The sequence below is a fragment of the Algoriphagus marinus genome (genome assembly GCF_001936475.1).
Taxonomy (GTDB): domain Bacteria; phylum Bacteroidota; class Bacteroidia; order Cytophagales; family Cyclobacteriaceae; genus Algoriphagus; species Algoriphagus marinus.
Window position 1 is genome coordinate 81,712 of record NZ_MSPQ01000008.1, and the last position, 20,649, is coordinate 102,360.

Annotated in this window: 20 protein-coding genes and 1 riboswitch; of the genes, 18 read left to right on the forward strand and 2 right to left on the reverse strand. The window is 38.8% G+C overall.

Translation table 11 applies throughout. The features are described from left to right. Window positions 1-125 precede the first annotated feature (125 nt). Together BVC88_RS13790 and BVC88_RS13795 are read left to right on the forward strand one after the other, a co-directional pair. The gene (locus BVC88_RS13790) at window positions 126-584 is read left to right on the forward strand and encodes a (2Fe-2S)-binding protein (protein WP_075351288.1); all 459 of its coding nucleotides are present in this window, start codon (window positions 126-128) and stop codon (window positions 582-584) included. An 11-nt stretch (window positions 585-595) separates the two neighbouring features. Next, on the forward strand, window positions 596-2,866 hold the full coding sequence (locus BVC88_RS13795) for a xanthine dehydrogenase family protein molybdopterin-binding subunit (RefSeq protein WP_075351289.1): 2,271 nt from the start codon (window positions 596-598) through the stop codon (window positions 2,864-2,866). Between the two features lie 48 nt (window positions 2,867-2,914). On the opposite strand, the gene BVC88_RS13800 is transcribed toward BVC88_RS13795, so the two are convergent. Beyond that, complete coding sequence (locus BVC88_RS13800) at window positions 2,915-3,622, reverse strand: DsbA family oxidoreductase (RefSeq protein ID WP_075351431.1); 708 nt, start codon at window positions 3,620-3,622, stop codon at window positions 2,915-2,917. Between the two features lie 236 nt (window positions 3,623-3,858). Between BVC88_RS13800 and BVC88_RS13805 the strand changes: the two genes are divergently transcribed. From BVC88_RS13805 to BVC88_RS13855, 11 genes are all read left to right on the forward strand, one after another. Beyond that, window positions 3,859-5,115: an aminotransferase class V-fold PLP-dependent enzyme gene (locus BVC88_RS13805; protein ID WP_075351432.1), complete on the forward strand. Its 1,257-nt coding sequence runs from the start codon at window positions 3,859-3,861 to the stop codon at window positions 5,113-5,115. A 405-nt stretch (window positions 5,116-5,520) separates the two neighbouring features. Then, window positions 5,521-6,204: a GNAT family N-acetyltransferase gene (locus BVC88_RS13810; protein ID WP_075351433.1), complete on the forward strand. Its 684-nt coding sequence runs from the start codon at window positions 5,521-5,523 to the stop codon at window positions 6,202-6,204. A gap of 35 nt (window positions 6,205-6,239) precedes the next feature. Next, complete coding sequence (locus tag BVC88_RS13815; protein WP_075351290.1) at window positions 6,240-7,439, forward strand: argininosuccinate synthase; 1,200 nt, start codon at window positions 6,240-6,242, stop codon at window positions 7,437-7,439. After that, complete coding sequence (gene argC, locus BVC88_RS13820; RefSeq protein ID WP_075351291.1) at window positions 7,426-8,394, forward strand: N-acetyl-gamma-glutamyl-phosphate reductase; 969 nt, start codon at window positions 7,426-7,428, stop codon at window positions 8,392-8,394. The genes BVC88_RS13815 and argC overlap by 14 nt, the downstream gene beginning before the upstream one ends. A 48-nt stretch (window positions 8,395-8,442) precedes the next feature. Further along, window positions 8,443-9,573 carry an aspartate aminotransferase family protein gene (locus BVC88_RS13825; RefSeq protein WP_075351292.1) on the forward strand — a complete coding sequence of 377 codons (1,131 nt, stop codon included), beginning with the start codon at window positions 8,443-8,445 and terminating at the stop codon, window positions 9,571-9,573. 20 nt (window positions 9,574-9,593) lie between these two features. After that, window positions 9,594-10,562: a Rossmann-fold NAD(P)-binding domain-containing protein gene (locus tag BVC88_RS13830; protein WP_075351293.1), complete on the forward strand. Its 969-nt coding sequence runs from the start codon at window positions 9,594-9,596 to the stop codon at window positions 10,560-10,562. Window positions 10,563-10,574: 12 nt separating this feature from the next. Continuing rightward, complete coding sequence (gene argB, locus BVC88_RS13835) at window positions 10,575-11,375, forward strand: acetylglutamate kinase (protein WP_075351294.1); 801 nt, start codon at window positions 10,575-10,577, stop codon at window positions 11,373-11,375. Between the two features lie 9 nt (window positions 11,376-11,384). Beyond that, window positions 11,385-12,467 carry a M20 family metallo-hydrolase gene (locus BVC88_RS13840; protein ID WP_075351295.1) on the forward strand — a complete coding sequence of 361 codons (1,083 nt, stop codon included), beginning with the start codon at window positions 11,385-11,387 and terminating at the stop codon, window positions 12,465-12,467. A 1-nt stretch (window position 12,468) separates the two neighbouring features. After that, on the forward strand, window positions 12,469-13,803 hold the full coding sequence (gene argH, locus BVC88_RS13845; protein WP_075351296.1) for an argininosuccinate lyase: 1,335 nt from the start codon (window positions 12,469-12,471) through the stop codon (window positions 13,801-13,803). Window positions 13,804-14,028: 225 nt separating this feature from the next. Next, window positions 14,029-14,137: riboswitch (SAM riboswitch) on the forward strand. Window positions 14,138-14,296: 159 nt separating this feature from the next. Further along, window positions 14,297-15,601: an O-acetylhomoserine aminocarboxypropyltransferase/cysteine synthase family protein gene (locus tag BVC88_RS13850; RefSeq protein WP_075351297.1), complete on the forward strand. Its 1,305-nt coding sequence runs from the start codon at window positions 14,297-14,299 to the stop codon at window positions 15,599-15,601. 8 nt (window positions 15,602-15,609) lie between these two features. Then, a complete protein-coding gene (locus BVC88_RS13855) occupies window positions 15,610-16,659 on the forward strand; it encodes a homoserine O-acetyltransferase family protein (protein ID WP_075351298.1) in 1,050 nt (349 codons plus the stop codon). Window positions 16,660-16,679: 20 nt separating this feature from the next. Here the strand turns inward: BVC88_RS13855 and BVC88_RS13860 are convergent, their stop codons facing one another. After that, window positions 16,680-17,135 (reverse strand): DUF2147 domain-containing protein, encoded by a 456-nt coding sequence (locus BVC88_RS13860; RefSeq protein ID WP_075351299.1) that lies wholly within the window; start codon window positions 17,133-17,135, stop codon window positions 16,680-16,682. A gap of 60 nt (window positions 17,136-17,195) precedes the next feature. Between BVC88_RS13860 and pdeM the strand changes: the two genes are divergently transcribed. The 5 genes from pdeM to BVC88_RS13885 are packed head-to-tail and all read left to right on the forward strand — an operon-like array spanning window position 17,196 to window position 20,648. After that, a complete protein-coding gene (gene pdeM, locus BVC88_RS13865) occupies window positions 17,196-17,843 on the forward strand; it encodes a ligase-associated DNA damage response endonuclease PdeM (RefSeq protein ID WP_075351300.1) in 648 nt (215 codons plus the stop codon). Window positions 17,844-17,900: 57 nt separating this feature from the next. Then, window positions 17,901-18,791, forward strand: a complete 891-nt coding sequence (locus BVC88_RS13870) for a cell division protein FtsX (RefSeq protein ID WP_075351301.1) — start codon at window positions 17,901-17,903, stop codon at window positions 18,789-18,791. A gap of 2 nt (window positions 18,792-18,793) precedes the next feature. Further along, entirely contained in the window at window positions 18,794-19,003 is a 210-nt protein-coding gene (locus BVC88_RS13875) for a DUF3098 domain-containing protein (RefSeq protein WP_075351302.1), read from the forward strand. 51 nt (window positions 19,004-19,054) lie between these two features. Beyond that, window positions 19,055-19,738 carry a tRNA pseudouridine(55) synthase TruB gene (gene truB / locus BVC88_RS13880; RefSeq protein WP_075351303.1) on the forward strand — a complete coding sequence of 228 codons (684 nt, stop codon included), beginning with the start codon at window positions 19,055-19,057 and terminating at the stop codon, window positions 19,736-19,738. Further along, on the forward strand, window positions 19,725-20,648 hold the full coding sequence (locus BVC88_RS13885) for a bifunctional riboflavin kinase/FAD synthetase (RefSeq protein ID WP_075351304.1): 924 nt from the start codon (window positions 19,725-19,727) through the stop codon (window positions 20,646-20,648). The genes truB and BVC88_RS13885 overlap by 14 nt, the downstream gene beginning before the upstream one ends. The last annotated feature ends 1 nt before the right edge of the window (window position 20,649 follow it).

Below are 20,649 nucleotides of genomic sequence, written 5' to 3' on the forward strand. Positions count from 1 at the left end.
GGTAAAAAAGAAGTTTGTAAGTAATTAATTCTTTGATGTTTAATTTTTTTGATGTGTCTTATTGTTTGAATTTAGTAAAGATATTCTAGGCCAAAGAGTTTATATTTATCCTAAAATCACAAATTATGGCTCTTTTCAATCTAAATATTAACGGAAAATCCCATCAAGTAGACTTGGATCCTAACACCCCTATTTTGTGGGTTTTGAGGGATCATCTCGATTTAGTAGGTACTAAATTCGGCTGTGGTATCGCACAATGTGGTGCCTGTACAATTCACTTGGATGGTACAGCGATCCGTTCCTGCCAGCTTCCTATTTCTGCAGTTGAAGATTCTCAAATCACTACTATCGAAGGACTCTCCAAAGATGGAGATCATCCGCTTCAGCAGGCTTGGATAGAACATGATGTCCCTCAATGCGGCTACTGCCAGGCTGGTCAAATCATGACTGCTGCCGCCCTACTAAAGGAAAATCCTAACCCAACTGATGCTGATATCGAAAATGCAATGAACGGTAATATCTGTCGCTGCGGTACATATACAAGAATCAAAGCTGCAATCAAAACAGCTGCTAAATCAGCCTAAAAATAGAGATTATGACATTGATAGATAAAAAATTAAATAGAAGATCTTTCCTGAAAGTTTCTACACTGGCAGGAGGAGGAATGATGTTGAGCTTTAGTTGGCTGGCAGGTTGTAAACCTACTCCAGAGGAAGTTTTGACTATGCCAAAAGAATGGTTTGAATTAAATAGTTATATCAAAATCGGGGAGAATGGTGCGGTTACCTTATTCAACCCAAATCCCGAATTTGGTTCAAACGTTAAAACTTCCCTCCCAATGATCCTTGCGGATGAATTGGATGTGGATTGGAAAAATGTATTCGTTGAACAAGCGGATTTTTACCCAGAACGATTTGATCGACAATTTACAGGAGGTAGCCAAGGTATCCGTCAGGGTTGGACACCTCTTAGAACGGCAGGTGCTACAGCCAGACAATTAATTGTAAATGCCGCAGCACAAACTTGGAATGTATCTGCTGCTGAAATAACCACTTCGGCAGGAATGGTGGAACATAAAGCCTCTGGAAAAAAAGCCGGATATGGTGATATGGCTTCTTTAGCTGGAACTTTAGAAGCTCCAGATCCAGAGACCGTTAAGTTGAAGGATATTGCTGATTTTAATATCATTGGAACTTCAAAAAAGAATGTAGATGGCCCGAATATCGTAACGGGTAAGCCACTATTTGCTATAGACCACAAAGTAGAAGGAATGAAGTACGCTGCGATCGTGCAGCCTCCCGCTTTTGGAATGCAGTTGAAATCTTTTGACAAAAATTCTGTGACGTCAATGCCAGGAATTCAGGATGCTTTCGAAGTCAAAATTTTTAAAGACGATTATGGTAGAAACTTTTTTGACACCACTAGTTTTCCTTCACTCATTGCGATAGTTGGTAATTCAACTTGGGAAGTTTTACAAGCAAAGAAAAGTATAAAAGCAGAATGGGAAAAAGCACCTGAGAGCACTTTCCCATTGGCAGGAAGAGGCGGCCAAGTTGTGGACGTCAAAGTTCCTGAAGGATTAGAGAACTCTACCACGCACAAAGCAAAAATGAATGAGTATATCACCAAATCAGGTAATATTCTTCGTAAAGACGGGGACCCTGAAGGTGCATTTAAAAAAGCTGCAAGAGTTTTGGAAAGAACCTATTCTGCACCATTTCTGGCACATAATACAATGGAACCAATGAATGCTTTTGCGGATGTCAATGGCGATAAAGCAATCATTTATGGACCAACACAAGCCCCTGAACTGATCAGGCAAACTATTGCAAATAGTCTTGGGCTTCCAATTGAAAATATTCAGATCAACTTAGCAAGAATGGGAGGAGGATTTGGCCGTAGAGCTTATAGCCATCACCTGACAGAAGCCGCTTTGATTTCCCAGAAAATTCAAGCGCCTGTGAAAATGGTTTATACCCGTGAAGATGACATGAGCGCAGGTGTTTATCGACCGACTTATTCTGCAACTTACAGAGCTGCTTTGGATGAAAACAATAACCTACTTGCTTTACATGTAAAGGCAGGAGGAATTCCAGAATCTCCGATACACGCCAATAGATTCCCTGCTGGAGCAATTGATAATTATTTGGCGGAAGGATGGCAGATCGAATCAAACATCACAATTGGAGCTTTCCGTGCACCTAGATCTAATTTTATCGCTGGAGCAGAGCAATCCTTTTTGGATGAATTAGCTGAAGAAATGGGAAAGGATCCAATAGAATTCCGTTTGGAATTGCTAAAGCGAGCTGAAACAAACCCTGTGGGTGAAAACAATGATTACGATCCTAAGAGATATGCAGGAGTCTTGGAATTGGTAAGAGAGAAATCTAACTGGTCAAATACTACTGCAGGTATATCTAGAGGGGTATCGGCCTATTTTTGTCACAACTCCTATGTGGCTGAAGTGGTTGACATCAGCATCAAAGACAGGCAGCCAGTGGTTGAAAATGTATATGCTGCTGTGGATTGTGGAATTGTCGTCAATCCAGATTCCGCAGCAAATATGGGGGAAGGTGCAATCGTAGATGGAATAGGAAACGCTTTTTATGGAGAGTTGACATTTGAAAACGGTGCTCCAACAAAGCGGAACTTTGATACCTATAGAATGATCAGACACAAAGAAGCACCTAAAAAAATTGAAGTTCATTTTGTGCAAAATAACGAAGCACCAACTGGGTTGGGAGAACCACTCTTCCCTCCTGTTTTCGCAGCTTTGGGAAATTCACTTTATAAGGCAACGGGAAAACGATTGTATGAGCAGCCGTTCCAGCCACAACTTCTTGAAATGGAGAACCTAAGAATGTGATTAAGATAGACTTAGGAAGATTATAAACTATAAAAAATTAAATGGGGACTAACAGTCCCCATTTATGTTACAAGCCTCGCTGTCATCGCTGCCGGTCATCTGAATCGGCTGATTCGTTTTTTCATATTCGCTCCAAGCTTTTTCCAAGGTCTGAGTAAAAACCTCATCTGCTTGAGCTCCTGAGATTCCAAACTTCCGATCTAAGACAAAGAAAGGAACTCCCCTTACTCCCAACTGACGCGATTCATAAATATCCGTTTCAACGGCATTTTCATAAGCGCCAGTTTCCAATGCTTTTTTGATGGTATCCTCGGTCAATCCGATTTCTATTCCCAAAGAAATGAGCGTATTAAAATCATCTACATTTTTCCCTTCAGAGAAATATGCAGCTAATAATCGCTCTTTCATCTCATTTCCCTTTCCTGCTGATTTTGCGAGATGAATCAATTGATGAGCATTTCTTGTGTTAGCAACTACAGCATTTTCAAAATCAAAATCTAAGCCTTCCGATTTAGCCATTTCAACCACATTAGCAGTGATTTCGCGTGTTTGATCCAAAGTCCAACCTTTTGAAGCTGCTAAATGCTCCAGTGTACTTACAGATGTATCGGTTTTTTGATCAGGATTTAACTGAAAACTTTTCCATTCTATTTCTATCGCATCTTTTTGAGGAAATTTAGCCAGTGCTTTTTCCATCTTCCGTTTCCCGATATAGCAAAAAGGACAAACTACATCAGACCATATTTCTATTTTCATTTCTATTTTATTTACTTGAAAGGAAATTGAAAAAATAATGAAAGAGTTCAAATCTATCAGAAATTGAAAACCAAAGAATGTCCTTCTTGTGCCATGGAAATTGACGAGAAAGCAAGCATCTGCCCTATTTGTCAATTTGAATTCCCGAAAAGATCTCCCTGGATTACCTGGGTTGCCATTCTTCTTTTAATTATTTTTATTTTAAGCTACGTTCTCTAATCTTAACTCACTGTATGATGAATAAACGCTCTTTTCTCAAAAGTTTGGCATTTCTAGGAATTGGTTCTGGTTCGATTTTTAATTCCAAAGCTTCAGAATTCGAAGGCTTTGCCAATTTAGATTTCTCTTCTGCTGATTTCTGGGATCAAATTCGTGCGTCATACAAACTCAAACCAGAATACATAAACTTGGAGAATGGATATTATTGCTTTCTCCCACAGGAAACGCTGGAAAAATATATCACTCATATCCGGGATGTGAATTATCAAGCGTCATACTACATGCGGACGGTACAATGGGAAAATAAGGCGAAAAGTGCTGCAAAGCTGGCTGAGTTGGTTGGGGCTAGTCCTGAAGAAATTGTGCTTACGCGAAATACAACGGAGTCATTGGACTTGATCATTTCGGGTTTTCCATGGAAAGCCGGAGATGAAGCGATCGTGAGTAATCAAGATTATGGAAGTATGCTTTCCATGTTTGATTTGCAGGCTAAGCGCAGTGGTATCAAAATCATCCGAATCGATATTCCGATGCACCCTGAAGACGATGAAGATATTGTGGCAGCCTATGAAAAAGTGATTACCTCCCGGACCAAACTGTTAATGGTCCCTCATATTGTCAATATTACAGGGCATATTCTTCCAATTAAAAAAATAACTGAAATGGCCCATTCCCATGGGGTCGAAGTGATGGTGGATGGAGCACACGCTGTAGGACATTTTAAGTTTAATATTTCAGATTTGGGAGTTGATTATTATGGTTCTAGCCTTCACAAATGGCTTTCAGTGCCATTGGGAGCCGGAATGCTTTATGTGAAAAAGGATAGGATTTCAAAGCTTGAGCCACTTTTGGCGCCTTTTGATCTAAAATTGGAGACAATCGGATACCTCAATCATATAGGTACACACCCAGTAGCAACGGACTTGGCAGTAATAGACGCGATTGATTTTCATGATAAAATCGGCAGTCAGCGCAAAGAAGAACGACTGCGATACATTCAGCGCTATTGGTCTGATCAAGTCAGAGATTTGCCCGGAGTGAACGTGAATACACCTAAAGACCCTTGGAGGTCTTGCGGAATTGCGAATGTAGGATTGGAGGCATATTCCCCTTCAGAAATGGCTACGATCCTAATGGAAAAGTATCAGATCTATACCGTAGCTATTGATGGCGTAGGTGTAAGAGGCTGCAGAATTTCGCCAAATATTTATACCAGTGAAAAAGAATTGGACCAATTTGTACTCGCTTTGAAGGAAATGTCAGGTAATTCTTAAGTATCAAATTGAATATTTGATAAATTTCGCCGAACATTCATCGGATTTATTTGAGATTATTCATAATTAGGATGGTTTTCACATAAAATTTATAATAAATAAGCTGTAGGTTGATTTTTTTTGCAAATTTTCTTGCAATTCGTTTTCAAACCATTGAATTTTACTGGCTCAAATGAATTTCAAAACACAGATAGCGCAAACCTTCACTCAACCTTCAAAAAAAGGTGTTGAATTGTTGGCTATTGCTTTTTTATCTCCTTTAGTGAGGAGACATAGTTTTTTTATTAGGGCTTGACCCTTATAATAATTTGATTTTCCTGCGCGGAAAATTTTCTCGCCCATTATTTATTTCATTGATTTATTTCTAATCCCCCGAAGAGCTCGGACTTATACATGCATTTATCCATGGATAATATTTCATTTCAAATTTTAGTTGCCAATCCTTCTCATAAGAAATACTCATCTACAATTACGGATGAGATGGAAAATTCTGCAAAAGCTCGTGGAACAGGAATCGCAAAACGGACTCCCGAATATGTTGAGACCAAAATGGACGAAGGCAAGGCAATAATTGCTTTGACACAAGATGGCACTTGGGCGGGATTCTGCTACATCGAAGCTTGGGGCCATGGAAAATATGTTGCCAATTCAGGTTTGATTGTAGCTCCTGAGTTTCGGAAATACGGTTTAGCAAGAAAAATCAAGCGGGAAATTTTCAAGCTTAGTCGTTTGAAATATCCTGATTCCAAGATTTTTGGACTGACTACCGGTGCAGCTGTAATGAAAATCAATTCAGAATTGGGCTATATTCCTGTATCCTATTCGGACTTGACAGATGATGAAGCCTTTTGGAAAGGCTGTCAAAGTTGTGTGAATTATGAAATCCTGATGAGTAAAAGCAGGCAAAACTGTATCTGTACAGCGATGCTTTTTGATCCTCAGGCAAAGAAAAATAATACAGAGGACCTGGCACTACGGGATGATTTCAAAAAGGAAATCAATTTGTTTAATCGCTGGGTAAGACTTAAGAAATATGTGATGCTTAAATTGACCAAGTCGAAAGACTCAATAAATAGCTTCTTTTTATAATATTCTCCCGATTCAATGGAGTAAACCTATTTAAGATGAAAAAGATTGTATTGGCTTATAGTGGTGGCCTTGATACCACATTTTGTGCTTTGCACCTCTCCCGAGATCTTGGATACGAGGTTCATGCTGTTATTGTAAATACTGGTGGTTTTTCTGAAGAAGAACTGAAAGCTATCGAAACAAGAGCCAATAGCCTCGGCGTAGCTTCTTTCCATATTTTGGATGTGGTTGAAATCTATTATGAAGAGGTGATCAAATATTTGATCTTTGGAAATGTGCTAAAAAATCAGACCTATCCCCTATCAGTTTCCGCTGAGCGAATTCTTCAGGCAAAATCTCTGGCAGAATATGCGAAATCCATTGGAGCAAAAGCTGTTGCTCATGGATCAACTGGAGCAGGAAACGATCAGGTTCGGTTTGATATGATTTTTCAGACTATCGTGCCAGATATTGAAATCATCACTCCTATCCGGGATTTGAAGCTTTCCCGTCAGGAAGAAATCGAATACCTGAAAAAGCATGGTGTAGAAATGAACTTCGAAAAAGCCGCTTATTCAATTAATAAAGGTATTTGGGGGACTTCTGTTGGTGGAAAAGAGACCTTGACATCGGCTGATTATCTTCCTGAGGAGGCTTGGCCAACTCAGGTGACTGAGCATGATCCAAAGGAATTGACATTGACTTTTGTTCAAGGAGAATTGAAAGGGGTGAATGGAAAGAAATTTGAATCTTCAACAGCTGCAATACAGGAAGTTCAGGCACTTGCTGCTCCTTATGGAATTGGTCGTGATATTCACGTGGGTGATACCATTATCGGCATCAAAGGTCGTGTAGGATTTGAAGCAGCGGCACCTTTGATAATTATAAAAGGTCATCAATTGCTAGAGAAGCATACCTTAACGAAATGGCAACTTTTCTGGAAAAATCAATTGTCAGAATTCTATGGAAATCATCTCCATGAAGGCCATTACTTAGATCCTGTAATGCGAAATTTGGAGGCCTTCCTAGCCGATACGCAGACTTTTGTAAATGGCGATGTCCGAGTGATGCTCCATCCATATCGATTCACACTTCTTGGAATAACTTCGGAAAATGACCTCATGTCCAATAAATTTGGAAGCTATGGGGAAATGAACAAAGGCTATACTGCTGAGGATGTGAAAGGATTTACACGAATTTTAGGCAACCAAACTTCAATTTTCCATAAAGTAAATCATCCTGATGAAGCAAATTAAAACAGCCATCATCGGAGCAGCTGGATATACTGGAGGAGAATTACTTCGTCTTTTGGTTCATCATCCTGCTTGTGAGTTGGTTTATGTACATAGCAATAGTCAAAAAGGAAAAAAAGTATCTGTGGTTCATCCTGATCTGATTGGGGATTGTGAGCTGGTTTTTACTGACGAGGTTCAAACAGAAGGTATTGAAGCAGTTTTCTTGGGTCTTCCTCACGGAGAAACGAAAGGCTTCCTTGAAAAACATTCATTCAATCCAGAAACTGTTATTATCGATTTATCTACAGATTTCCGGAATGAAGCACATGGCTTTGTTTATGGACTTCCTGAAGTCAATAAATCAAAGATTCAAAAAGCTAAGCGTATAGCCAACCCGGGGTGTTTTGCTTCTGCCATTCAACTTGCTTTATTACCAGCTGTTGCCAAAGGTTGGGCGAAAAATCAGATCCATATTTCAGGAATTACAGGAAGTACTGGTGCAGGAAAAAAGTTAGCTGAAACTTCACATTTCAGCTATAGAACAGGAAATATGTCTGTTTACAAGTTGTTTGACCACCAACATCTAGCGGAGATTTCACAAACCTTTTCCCAAGTTAATACTGACTTTGATTCGGAATTGCTCTTTGTCCCATACCGCGGTAATTTCACAAGAGGAATTTGGATCACTGCTTATTTACCTTTTGAAGGTACGATTGAAGAAGCTTTGAGTGCTTATCGAGAATTTTATGTTGGAGCAGCCTTCACCCATGTCTCTGATCAGGATATTGATTTAAAGCAAGTGGTAAATACCAATAAATGTATCATCCATCTTCAGGTGAAAAAGGGTCAATTGGTGATCTATTCAGTTATTGATAATCTTTTGAAAGGAGCTTCCGGACAGGCAGTTCAGAATTTCAATCTTGCTTTTGGATTAGATGAAAAAGAAGGATTAAGATTAAAAAGTATTGCATTTTAATTCAGAAAGCTGAAATCAGAAATCAATTTTCGTAAATCGTAATTAGAAATGAAATTATTTGATGTTTATCCGCTAATGCCTGTTACAATTACCAAAGCTGCGGGTGCAAAACTTTGGGATGATCAGGGACAGGAATATCTGGATTTATATGGTGGGCATGCAGTAATATCGATAGGACATACACATCCTCATTTTGTGAAGCGGATCAAAGAGCAGTTGGATCAAATTGCTTTTTATTCGAATTCGGTTCAAATTCCAATTCAAAAGGAATTTGCCTCAAAATTAGCAGAGTTGTCCTGCCTGCATGAATATCAGCTTTTCCTATGTAATTCAGGAGCAGAGGCCAATGAGAATGCCATGAAAATGGCCTCATTTACCACGAATAAACCTGGATTTATTTCATATTCTGGTGCATTTCATGGTCGTACTTCCGGAGCAGTTGCCTTAACTGATAATCCGAAAATCATTGCCCCTTGTAACGCACGCGAAGATTTTCATATTCTTCCTTGGGAAGATTTGGAGTCAACCGAAGAAATTTTAAAAGAGGGGAATATTGCAGGAATTATCATCGAAGGGATTCAGGGCGTTGGTGGAATTCAGGTTCCATCATCTGAATTTTTGCAAGGAATTTCGGCACTTGCCAAAAAGTATGGCGCAAAATTGATTTTGGACGAAGTCCAATCTGGATATGGCCGCACCGGAAGATTTTTTGCACATCAATGGGTAGAAGGAATTATGCCTGATTTGATCAGCATGGCCAAAGGAATGGGAAATGGTTTTCCTATCGGTGGAATTCTGATATCACCGGAATTCAAATCTGCATATGGGATGCTTGGGACCACTTTCGGAGGCAATCATTTGGCCTGTGCTGCTGGACTTGCCGTTTTGGAAGTTTTGGAATCCGAAAAATTGATTCCTCAGGCTACAGTTCTTGGAAACCGCTTAATGGATGAATTAAAGGAGATTCCTGGTGTGACTGATGTGAGAGGTTTGGGACTTATGATAGGGATAGACTTAGATCGCGAGGCAGGACCCGTACGGACAGAGTTGGTTCAGAAGTATCATATTTTTACCGGAAGTGCAGCTGGAAAACATACTATTAGGCTTCTTCCTCCTTTAAATATCGAGTGGAATCAGTTAAATTCGTTTATAGTCGGATTAAAAGAAATACTTAGCTAATCATTTTCAATTTGAATTAAATGCCAAATATTATTAAGCCAGTCTCACATTTTACAAAATTTGAATCTTTTGAATTAGGTACTCAGTTGATTGATTTGGCATTAAAGTACAAATCAAATCCAGCTCTTGATCAGCAGAAAGGAAAAGGAAAACGAATTGGATGTATTTTTCTTAACCCCTCACTGAGAACACGTGTCAGCACTCAGTTGGCCGCCTTGAATTTGGGATTAGAACCTATTGTCCTCAATATGGATAAAGAAGGTTGGGCACTGGAAATGAATGAGGGGGCTATTATGAATAAGGGTACTGTTGAGCACATCAAAGATGCAGCGGCTGTACTTGGTTCTTATTTTGATATTTTAGCTATTCGGGCTTTTCCTTCTTTAACTAACAGAGAAGAAGATATCAATGATTTCGTATTTAATCAGTTCGTGAAATATTCTGGGAAGCCTGTAATTAGCCTTGAGTCTGCAATTCGTCATCCCTTGCAAAGCTTAGCCGATCAAATTACGATACAAGAGCAAACTAAAGGAGAAAAGAAACCAAAAATAGTCCTCACTTGGGCTCCCCATATCAAAGCAATTCCGCATGCAGTAGCCAACAGTTTTGCTGAGTGGACTTTAGGGATGAATCATGATTTGACTATAACACACCCTGAAGGGTACGAACTTGATGAGCAATTTACCAGAGGGGCAAAAATAGAGTACAACCTGAAGACAGCTCTTGAAAATGCGGACTTTGTGTATGTTAAGAATTGGTCTTCTTTTAACGATTATGGAAAGATTCTACAGACAGATCCAAACTGGATGCTTACAGAATCCCATTTGAAAAATGCGCCAAATGCGAAAGTGATGCACTGCCTGCCTGTAAGAAGAAATGTGGAACTCTCAGATGAAATTCTAGACGGTCATCGCTCACTTGTACAAGAACAGGCTAAAAACAGAATTTTTGCTGCTCAGGCGGCAATCAGTTTTCTCTTAGACCAGTAAAATAGTTCAGTCATGAAAATCAGTATTATTAAAATCGGAGGAAACGTAATTGATTATCCTGAGAAGCTGGAAGAGTTTTTAGTGCTTTTTGCCAAGTTTCCCGGCCACAAGATTCTTGTTCATGGTGGTGGGATCATGGCATCCAGATTTGGAGAATCCTTAGGTGTAATGCCTGAAATGGTAGACGGAAGAAGAATTACGGATAAAGACACGTTGGACGTGGTCACCATGGTATATGCTGGCTTGATTAATAAAAATATTGTTGCAAAGCTTCAGGCCCTACATGTAAATGCGATTGGTATGACAGGAGCTGATGGTAATATTATACGGTCAAAAAAACGTCCAGTCAAAGAAATTGATTATGGTTTTGTAGGTGATATTCAAGAGGTTAATACTACTCTGATTGATCATTTACTTTCGGGTGATTTATTGCCTGTGATTAATGCAATCACCCATGATGGAAAAGGTCAATTACTCAATACTAACGCTGATAGTATTGCTTCAGCTTTAGCGACAAGTCTGGCGGTGGATCACCAGGTCAACTTGTACTTTTGCTTTAATAAAAGTGGAGTTTTAATAGACGAAAAGAACGAGAATTCTATCATTCCATTGATAAACGAGGATATCTACAAAGAACTGAAGAAGGAAAAGGTGATCCACTCCGGAATGATCCCAAAGTTGGATAATGCCTTTGAGGCACTCCGAAAAGGTGTTAATTATGTCTGGATTGGAAAAGCTGAAAATCTGCATCTAGCTGCCAAGGGTAAGCTATCCGGAACCATCATCGAGCAGCAGCGATATGACCTTTACTAATTTACAAAATTGAAAAATCATCCAATCCTGCATAAAGAAGCAGTCTCTCTCCTATCTGAACTGATCGCTACGCCATCTTTTTCGCGGGAAGAAAAACATACCTCTGGGATTATTGAGGATTTCCTGATTGAAAGAGGATGTGTAGTAGAACGATCCGGAAATAATGTTTGGGCTTTTGCTGCACCTTTTGATCGAAATAAATCAACTGTTTGGTTGAATTCACATCATGACACAGTCAAGCCTAATTCAGGTTATACCATTGATCCTTTTCAACCCTTAATTAAAGACAATAAACTTTTCGGGCTTGGAAGTAATGATGCAGGAGCTTCACTGGTTTGCCTACTTTCAGCCTTTATTCATTTTTTAGGTATAGACCTTCCTTTCAACTTGGTCATGATTGCTTCGGCAGAAGAAGAGATTTCCGGAAAAGATGGTATTGCTTCAATCATAAGTCAATTACCACCCTGTGACCTTGCTATTGTTGGTGAACCTACAGAAATGGCTGTGGCAGTAGCTGAAAAAGGACTAATGGTTATTGATGCTAAAACTTTTGGAAAAGCTGGACATGCAGCAAGAGAAGAAGGAGAAAATGCGATTTATTTGGCTTTGGATGATCTTCAAAAAATCAAATCTTTTGAATTTTCAAGAGGCTCGGAGTTTTTGGGTAAATCTAAAGTTTCCGCAACGGTAATACATGCCGGACAGCAACATAATGTGGTTCCTGATGTCTGTGAATTCGTTTTGGATGTCAGAGTAACCGATGCCTACACACTTGAAGAGGCGCTAGAAGAGCTGAAGGATCAGTTAGCAGCAGAACTAAAGCCAAGATCAATGCGACTCCAATCTTCACGGCTTCCCAAGGAACATTTTGCTTGGAGTTTAATTGAAAATCTAAAGCTTAAAACTTATGGAAGCCCAACGCTATCCGATCAGGCATTAATCCCCTACCCGTCTATCAAAATGGGCCCTGGAGATTCAGCAAGATCGCATACAGCAAATGAATTTATTTATTTGAACGAAATTCAAGAAGGAATTAATGGCTATATCCAACTCCTGGAAGCCTATTCTGACTTGATTAATAATACTATTTGAAATGAAACTTTGGCAAAAAAATACTGGAAGTAAAAAAGAAGTTGAATCATTCACCATCGGTAGAGATCCTGAATTTGATTTGAGTCTTGCTCCCTTTGATGTTTTGGGTTCTATGGCCCATGCAGAGATGCTTAGTATGATTGGACTATTAACGAAAGAAGAAAATCAAATTCTTCAAAAAGGACTTCGGGATATTTACTACGAGATAGAAAGAGGTGAATTCCAAATTGAAGAAGGTGTTGAAGACGTTCATTCTCAAGTGGAATTTTTGCTTACAGAGCGCTTTGGGGATGTTGGAAAAAAGCTTCACAGTGGAAGAAGCCGTAACGATCAAGTTTTGGTGGATTTGAAATTATATTATCGAGCAGCCATACGGGAATTAGTCAATGATTCATCTGAATTATTCGATTTGCTTTTAAAACTCGCAGAAAAGCACAAAGATGATCTCATGCCTGGCTACACGCATACTCAGCTAGCTATGCCGTCTTCGTTTGGACTTTGGTTTGGATCAATTGCAGAAGGATTAAGCGAAGATCTGGGCTTACTCAAAGCTGCATTTGATCTTTCTAATAAGAATCCCTTGGGGTCTGCAGCTGGCTACGGTTCAAGTTTTCCATTAAATCGTACGATGACTACCGAGTTGCTTGGCTTTGCAGATCTTCATCACAATGTCATTAATGCACAAAATAGCAGAGGAAAGACAGAGCGTACTCTCGCATTTGCAATGGCGGGTTTAGCAGGAACCTTGAATCGGATGGCTGCAGATGTCTGTGTTTTCATGAATCAGCATTTTGCATTTGTTTCTTTCCCGGATGAACTCACTACTGGAAGTAGCATTATGCCACACAAGAAAAATCCGGATGTATTTGAATTGATTCGTGCGAAAACCAATCAAATTCAGGCTATTCCAAATACTGTAAATCTCCTACTTACCAATACTACTACAGGGTATCACAGAGATTTGCAATTACTTAAAGAAGAAATTTTTCCAGGAATAGCCTCGTTGAAGTCTTGTCTTGAGATGAGTACCTTTATGCTTAAATCCATCCGAATCAGGGAAAATATTCTCTTAGATCCATTCTATAAGCACCTCTTCTCAGTGGAAGTAGTCAATGAACTGGTATTAAAAGGTATCCCATTTCGTGATGCCTATAAAAAGGTAGGCCTTGATATAGAAAAGGGGGATTTTACACCAGACCAGACTAATTTGAATCATACGCACGAAGGAAGTATTGGTAATTTAAATCTCAAGGAGATTCAAGAAAAAATGAATCTAGCAATTAGGCAATTTAGATTTGAAGAAATTGATAAGGCAATTATGGGTCTTTTAACTTAAGGGAAAACAATTCTTCACAAATATTATAGGGTTATATATTATTCTGTCATTAGACATTAATACAAATAATTAATTTTTAAAATGGATATTATCTATGTTTAAATTTCAATTATTATTCATTTTTTAATAGTTCGAAAAAGTAATTTCTCATCTTTCTGATTAAAAAATTTTGATTTGAAAGGACTCCTGCTTTTATTTGCGGAGTCCTTTCACTTTTTGTGCTGGGATTTATAAAGAAGAGGCGAGAGACAGGCTCTATGACCCTCTGGCAACCTGGAAAGTCCAAGGTGCCAATTCCTGCCAGGTAAGCTATTCTTATTTGGAACTATAAATTCTTTGCAATATGCACATTGGATTTACCACTAGATTTCTTTCTTCCCGATTTCTCCCCGATCATAAATTATCGGCTGTTTTTATGCATTTGATTCAGTCTTAAGACTATTTCAATCTAAAATCTTGTTTTCAATATTCTAAAATCAAATCCCTTTATACCATGTCAACTAACTATCGTTTCGAAACATTACAGCTGCATGCTGGACAGGAACCCGATCCTACTACCAACTCAAGAGCAGTTCCTATTTATCAAACTACTTCATACGTATTCAATTCTGCTGAGCACGGAGCAAATCTTTTTGGCCTGAAGGAGTTTGGGAATATCTATACCCGAATCATGAATCCCACCACCGATGTTTTTGAAAAGCGAATTGCAGCTTTGGAAGGCGGTGTGGCGGCTGTTGCCACCAGTTCGGGACAAGCTGCCCAATTTCTAGCTTTAAATAATATTTTGGAGGCAGGAGACAATTTGGTCTCAACTACATACCTCTATGGGGGGACTTATAATCAATTTAAAGTTGCTTTCAAGAGGATAGGAATCGAGGCTCGTTTTGCCAAGGGTCATTCACCGGAAGCTTTTGAAGCCCTGATTGATGATCGTACTAAAGCTATATATATTGAAACGATAGGTAATCCTGAGTTTAATGTCCCAGACTTTGAGGCAATCGCTGCCGTGGCAAAAAAACATGACATTCCATTAGTAGTTGATAATACCTTTGGTGCTGGCGGATATTTATTCCAACCGCTAGCTCATGGAGCTAATATTGTAACTAGCTCAGCCACAAAGTGGATTGGAGGCCACGGGACATCTATTGGTGGAATCATTGTTGATGGTGGAAATTTCAATTGGGGGAACGGCAAATTCAAGCAATTTTCTGAGCCATCTGAAGGTTATCACGGCCTTAATTTTTGGGAAGTATTTGGAGAGAACAACCCTCTTGGCCTACCTAACATTGCTTTTGCTATCAGAGCAAGAGTAGAAGGACTCCGAGATTTCGGCCCAGCGATCAGCCCTTTTAATTCCTTTCAGCTTTTGCAAGGCGTAGAAACGCTCTCGCTTCGAGTCCAAAGAACGGTTGACAATGCACTTGCACTTGCAAAATGGCTTGAATCACATCCCAAAGTTCAAAAAGTAAACTATCCTGGACTGGAATCATCGCCTTATCATCAAGTGGCTAAAAAATATTTGAAAAACGGGTTTGGCGGAGTATTGAGTTTTGAAATCAAAGGAGATAAAGAGGCTACCTCTTCATTGATCAATAACCTAAAGCTGATTTCTCATTTGGCAAATGTAGGAGATGCAAAAACATTGATCATTCAGCCATCAGCTACCACCCATCAGCAACTTTCGGATGAGGAGCAATTGGCATCTGGAGTTACTCCAAATTTGTTAAGAATTTCATGTGGGATAGAGCATATTGAGGATATTAAAGATGATCTTCAACAGGCTTTTGATAAACTTTAAATTTATAAATGAACCTCAAAAGTGAATACGCATCTATTTCTATGATTCAAGGTTTGTTTCATTCTAATTCTTCTTTATCACTCGAATCCGGGGAAAGCCTCCCCGAATTCGAGTTGTTTTACACTACTTATGGCCAAATGAATGCAAGTAAATCCAATGTGGTATGGGTGATTCATGCATTGACGGGTGATAGTAATGTGACAGATTGGTGGAACGGGCTTATTGGGGAGGATAAATTCTTTGACCCTAGTACCCACTTCGTCATATGTGCGAATTTGATTGGTTCCTGTTATGGTTCCACAAATCCACTAAGTGAAAATCCTAATTCAGGAAAACCATACTATTATGATTTCCCACAATTAACTACTCGAGATCAGGCAAATGCCTTGGAGTGTTTGCGAACTCATTTAGGAATTACTCAAATCAATACTTTGATTGGTGGGTCACTTGGAGGTCAGGTAGGATTGGAATGGGCTATTATTCTGGGAGGGAAATTATCTAATGCCATAATTCTGGCATCCACAGCGAAGTCATCCCCGTGGGTAATTGGATTCAATGAAACACAACGTATGGCAATTGAGTCAGATTGTTCTTGGGGAAATGAAGACGAAAACGCCGGAAAAAAAGGTTTAGAGACAGCGAGAGCAATAGCAATGCTTAGCTATAGACACCCGGAAGACATCAGCAGAAAACAGCAAGAAACGTATTCAAAGCTTGATGATTTCAAGGCAGCAAGCTATTTAAGATACCAAGGGCGTAAACTCTCTAATCGTTTTAATGCATTGTCTTATTGGACATTAAGTAAGACAATGGATAGTCATGATTTAAGTAGGGAAAGGGAGAGTTTAGAATCTGCATTACAAGAAATTGAAGCTAATGTATTGACAGTTGGAGTAGATTCCGATTTGCTTTTCTTGGCTTCAGAATCTCAATTTATATCCAAAAATGTAAAACGGGGGACTTATAAGGAAATCCAATCTACAGCAGGTCATGATGCTTTTCTGATCGAGTTTGAGCAGTTGGCCTATATCCTAAAGTCATTTTATTTACAGCAATAGGAAGATTTTATTTAGCTTTCCTAGTTTGCTTTAGTCCATTCCACAGTCCTACCTACCCATGAAAACCCAAGGTATCCTTTGACCTCCAATACCTTATTGTTCTTCAATTTTAATTCACAGGAGTAAGTTTTACCTGATTCAGGATCGTAGATTTTTCCATCCTTCCAGATTCCATTGCCATATTTTAATCCTTGAAGAATTGTCAGTCCCATTATTGGTCTTTTACGAAGTTTAGGATCGGAATTTTCACTATCAAGAATAGTTTCCGAACCATTTCCTTCTGGCTCAAGCCAGATGATTTTTCCCATAAATTCAGAACCGTTTTGGATAATTTCGATTTTAGCTGATTTCTCCGTATTGAACCAAGTTCCTAAAATAGCTCCTTCACTTTGTGCCAGAACTGACGAGGAAAGAATAGTGGTAAAAAGAACAATTACCGAAGTAAGTTGACAAATTTTGATAAAAATTGATCTCATAAAATACTTATTGAACTAGCTTTGGATTTAATTACGATAAGTCCTAAGGTTATAAATTTAATGATTTCGGATATAATATATAAAAATCATCCCCTTAAATTACTTCCGGAAAAAGCAATTTGGGAACCAAATCTATCAGCAATTTTCCTTGCCGACTTGCATTTTGGGAAAGCAGCCCATTTCAGAAAATCAGGAATTCCGATACCTGAGCCCATTCATCAGGAAGATTTAAACCAAATTGCAAACCTGATTTTAAAGCACCAACCCAAAGATTTTTACTTTCTAGGGGATTTATTCCATAGTGATTGGAATGAGCAATGGGAAGTCCTGAATCAGTTTTTAAAGAATTTTACGGAAACAAAATTTCATCTGATCAAAGGGAATCATGACGTACTCTCCCCTATTGCCTATACTCGATCATCTTTTGAGATTCATCTAGAACCTCTGGCATTGGGTGATTTGTTGCTTTCGCACGAACCACTTGAAAGTGTTCCGGTCGATCAATTGAATCTTTGTGGACATATTCATCCAGGAATCAGATTGGTTGGGAAGGCAAGACAATCTGTTCGTATCCCGGTTTTTCATTTGAGAGGAAATCAACTTACGCTTCCGGCTTTTGGGAATTTTACAGGTTTGGCTCTTATCACTCCAAAAGCAGGCGATCAAATCTTTGGAGTAACTGGAAAAAAAATCATTCAAATCCTTTAACAGAATAAGATTGGCAATATCCTTGGGGAAGGTTAATTTTGAATGAAGAAATCAATTATGGCAAATCATCCACGAAATAAAAAAACGCTGGGGCACTTCAAATTTGGAAGTGTTTTATTCAGTACTACATTATCGCTTTTCATTGTGGGACTCTTCGGAGTGATCTTGATTCAAGCAAAAACACTCACTAGCCTTATTCGGGAAAACATCGAGGTGCAGGTTTTTTTGGATAAAAATTTAGAGGAAAGCGAAATCAAAGCTATCGAGTCTAACCTTGCCGATAGATCATTTATATTGAGGAAAGCAGATACGCTGGCTTTACGCTTTGTGACAGATGAAGAAGCTGCGGCTACTTTTATTGAAAGTACTGGGGAAGATTTTACCAAGTTTTTAGAAGACAATCCGCTGAGAGATAGTTTCGTGATTTCTATTGCGGAGGAATTCCAGACTGGAGAACAGCTGGAAGCAATCGTGGCTGAGTTGGAGGAAATCCCTGGAATATTTGAGGTCTCTTACATGACTGACCTTGTGGATTCAATCAATAAGAATTTACTCAAAGTAAGCTTAGTCCTTGGGGGTTTTATTTTGATTTTAATTATCACTGTGGTGATGCTCATCAATAATACAATTCGATTGGCTCTATTTTCTCAGCGATTTTTGATTCGATCCATGCAATTGGTTGGAGCTACAAGAGGATTTATCCGTAAACCATTTCTTTCAAGAGCAATTATTTTCGGAATGCTAGCAGGTGGTTTTGCTTCACTGATTTTATTCCTTTTAGTTAAATATACCCAATCCTCAATCGAAGGATTTGCAATGCTTCAGAATCAAAACCTTCTTTTTCTATTGTTTGGTGTACTAATTTTGGTAGGTGGAATTCTCTCGGTACTGAGTACCTTGCGTGCAGTGAATAAATATTTGAACATGTCTTTGGACGAACTCTATTAATAATGAGCAAATCTTCTTTTCCTTTCTCTAGAAAAAATTATAAACTGATGCTAATCGGTATCGGTATGATCATCTTGGGTTTTGTCCTGATTAGTTTGGACGGCGAGCCCCATGGCAATGGCATACTTGGTCTGACAATTGGGCCCATTGTGACTTTGGCAGGATTTATTTTTGAATTCTATGCGATTTTCGCAAAAACTGATTCTAATTAATTATCGTGAATTTCAAGGAGAATAGGATGTTTTCCTTTTCTTCCAAAATAGATGGAACAAGAGCCATACGCTGAGTTATTTTTAATTGATAAGCCCTTTAAGTGGACTTCTTTTGACGTAGTTCGAAAAGTTAGAAATACGCTAAAAATAAAAAAAGTAGGTCATGCTGGTACTTTGGATCCTTTAGCTACGGGACTTCTAATCGTCTGCGCTGGCAAAATGACCAAGCAGATTGATACGTTCATGGGTCAGGAAAAAGAGTATACCGGAACCTTTGAAATCGGAGCTACAACGGATTCATTTGATTTGGAACAACCAGTAATTCAAGTAGCTGATCCTGCTGGAATTTCATTGAGTGATGTAGAAGCTGCAGTGAAAGAACTTACAGGGGATATTTTACAGATTCCTCCCATGCATTCCGCAATTAAAGTAGATGGAAAGCGGGTATATGAATCTGCCAGAAAAGGCATTGACGTTAAGATGGAGCAAAGGCCGGTTACTGTCAGTGAGTTTGAAATAACCAGATTTGAAAACCCTACCGTTGAATTTCGAATAGTCTGTTCAAAGGGGACTTATATTCGAAGCCTAGCACGGGATCTTGGAGACAAACTAGGAGTTGGTGCCTACATGAGTTCGCTTTGTCGAACTCGAATTGGTGAATTCACTTTAGCTGAAAGCAAGAATTTGGATAATCTTATCGAAGAAATCAAATTAAGATCTGATGAAAATCTATGAGGGCTTAGCTGACTTTCCAAAGCTTAAAAATGCGGTGGTTACCAGTGGGACTTTTGATGGAGTTCATTTAGGTCATCAAAAAATCTTACAACGGATTCGGGAAATTGCCAAAAGTATTGATGGAGAAACGGTTTTAATTACTTTTTGGCCTCATCCAAGATTGGTTCTTTTTCCTAATGAACACAATCTTAGGCTTCTTAGCACATTTGAGGAAAAGACAAAGCTGCTCAGACAGTTTGGTGTTGATCATCTGGTTTCTATTCCCTTTACAAAGGAGTTTTCTGAATTGAGTTCAGAAGAATTTATTCAAACCGTATTAGTGGATAAGATCCGATGCAAGAAACTAGTCATTGGATATGATCATAGGTTTGGCAAAAATCGTGAAGGAAGCTTTGACTATCTTCAAGCGAATCATTCCAAATTTGGATTTGAATTGGAGGAAATATCCCGTCAGGATGTGGATGATATTGGTGTTTCAAGCACCAAAATAAGAAAAGCACTGGAGGCTGGAGATGTGATTACTGCTATTAATTATTTGGGGAGGCCCTATGAATTAAATGGTTTGGTAATAAAAGGACAACAGATTGGTAGATCAATTGGATTTCCAACAGCAAATATCCACATCCCCAATGATTACAAACTAATCCCCAAAGACGGTGTTTATGCTGTAGAGGCAATGGTAAATGAAAAAATTTACAAAGCCATGCTCAATATCGGAAATAGACCAACTGTAGATGGTCATAAAAAAACTGTTGAAGCTCATTTGTTCGATTTTCAAGGTGATTTGTATGATAAACAGATCACTATATATTTCAAGGCATTCTTAAGAGAAGAGCGAAAATTTGAAGGATTGGAAGCCTTGAAAGCTCAGTTAAGTCTGGATCAAGTAAACGCTAAAAAATTGCTTTAAA

Excerpts from the sequence above, each read along its gene's own strand:
- BVC88_RS13790 (WP_075351288.1), top strand. The coding sequence starts at position 126 with ATGGCTCTTTTCAATCTAAATATTAACGGAAAATCCCATCAAGTAGAC.
- BVC88_RS13795 (WP_075351289.1), top strand. The coding sequence starts at position 596 with ATGACATTGATAGATAAAAAATTAAATAGAAGATCTTTCCTGAAAGTT.
- BVC88_RS13800 (WP_075351431.1), bottom strand. The coding sequence starts at position 3,622 with ATGAAAATAGAAATATGGTCTGATGTAGTTTGTCCTTTTTGCTATATC.
- BVC88_RS13805 (WP_075351432.1), top strand. The coding sequence starts at position 3,859 with ATGAATAAACGCTCTTTTCTCAAAAGTTTGGCATTTCTAGGAATTGGT.
- BVC88_RS13810 (WP_075351433.1), top strand. The coding sequence starts at position 5,521 with ATGGATAATATTTCATTTCAAATTTTAGTTGCCAATCCTTCTCATAAG.
- BVC88_RS13815 (WP_075351290.1), top strand. The coding sequence starts at position 6,240 with ATGAAAAAGATTGTATTGGCTTATAGTGGTGGCCTTGATACCACATTT.
- argC (WP_075351291.1), top strand. The coding sequence starts at position 7,426 with ATGAAGCAAATTAAAACAGCCATCATCGGAGCAGCTGGATATACTGGA.
- BVC88_RS13825 (WP_075351292.1), top strand. The coding sequence starts at position 8,443 with ATGAAATTATTTGATGTTTATCCGCTAATGCCTGTTACAATTACCAAA.
- BVC88_RS13830 (WP_075351293.1), top strand. The coding sequence starts at position 9,594 with ATGCCAAATATTATTAAGCCAGTCTCACATTTTACAAAATTTGAATCT.
- argB (WP_075351294.1), top strand. The coding sequence starts at position 10,575 with ATGAAAATCAGTATTATTAAAATCGGAGGAAACGTAATTGATTATCCT.
- argH (WP_075351296.1), top strand. The coding sequence starts at position 12,469 with ATGAAACTTTGGCAAAAAAATACTGGAAGTAAAAAAGAAGTTGAATCA.
- BVC88_RS13850 (WP_075351297.1), top strand. The coding sequence starts at position 14,297 with ATGTCAACTAACTATCGTTTCGAAACATTACAGCTGCATGCTGGACAG.
- BVC88_RS13855 (WP_075351298.1), top strand. The coding sequence starts at position 15,610 with ATGAACCTCAAAAGTGAATACGCATCTATTTCTATGATTCAAGGTTTG.
- BVC88_RS13860 (WP_075351299.1), bottom strand. The coding sequence starts at position 17,135 with ATGAGATCAATTTTTATCAAAATTTGTCAACTTACTTCGGTAATTGTT.
- pdeM (WP_075351300.1), top strand. The coding sequence starts at position 17,196 with ATGATTTCGGATATAATATATAAAAATCATCCCCTTAAATTACTTCCG.
- BVC88_RS13870 (WP_075351301.1), top strand. The coding sequence starts at position 17,901 with ATGGCAAATCATCCACGAAATAAAAAAACGCTGGGGCACTTCAAATTT.
- BVC88_RS13875 (WP_075351302.1), top strand. The coding sequence starts at position 18,794 with ATGAGCAAATCTTCTTTTCCTTTCTCTAGAAAAAATTATAAACTGATG.
- truB (WP_075351303.1), top strand. The coding sequence starts at position 19,055 with ATGGAACAAGAGCCATACGCTGAGTTATTTTTAATTGATAAGCCCTTT.
- BVC88_RS13885 (WP_075351304.1), top strand. The coding sequence starts at position 19,725 with ATGAAAATCTATGAGGGCTTAGCTGACTTTCCAAAGCTTAAAAATGCG.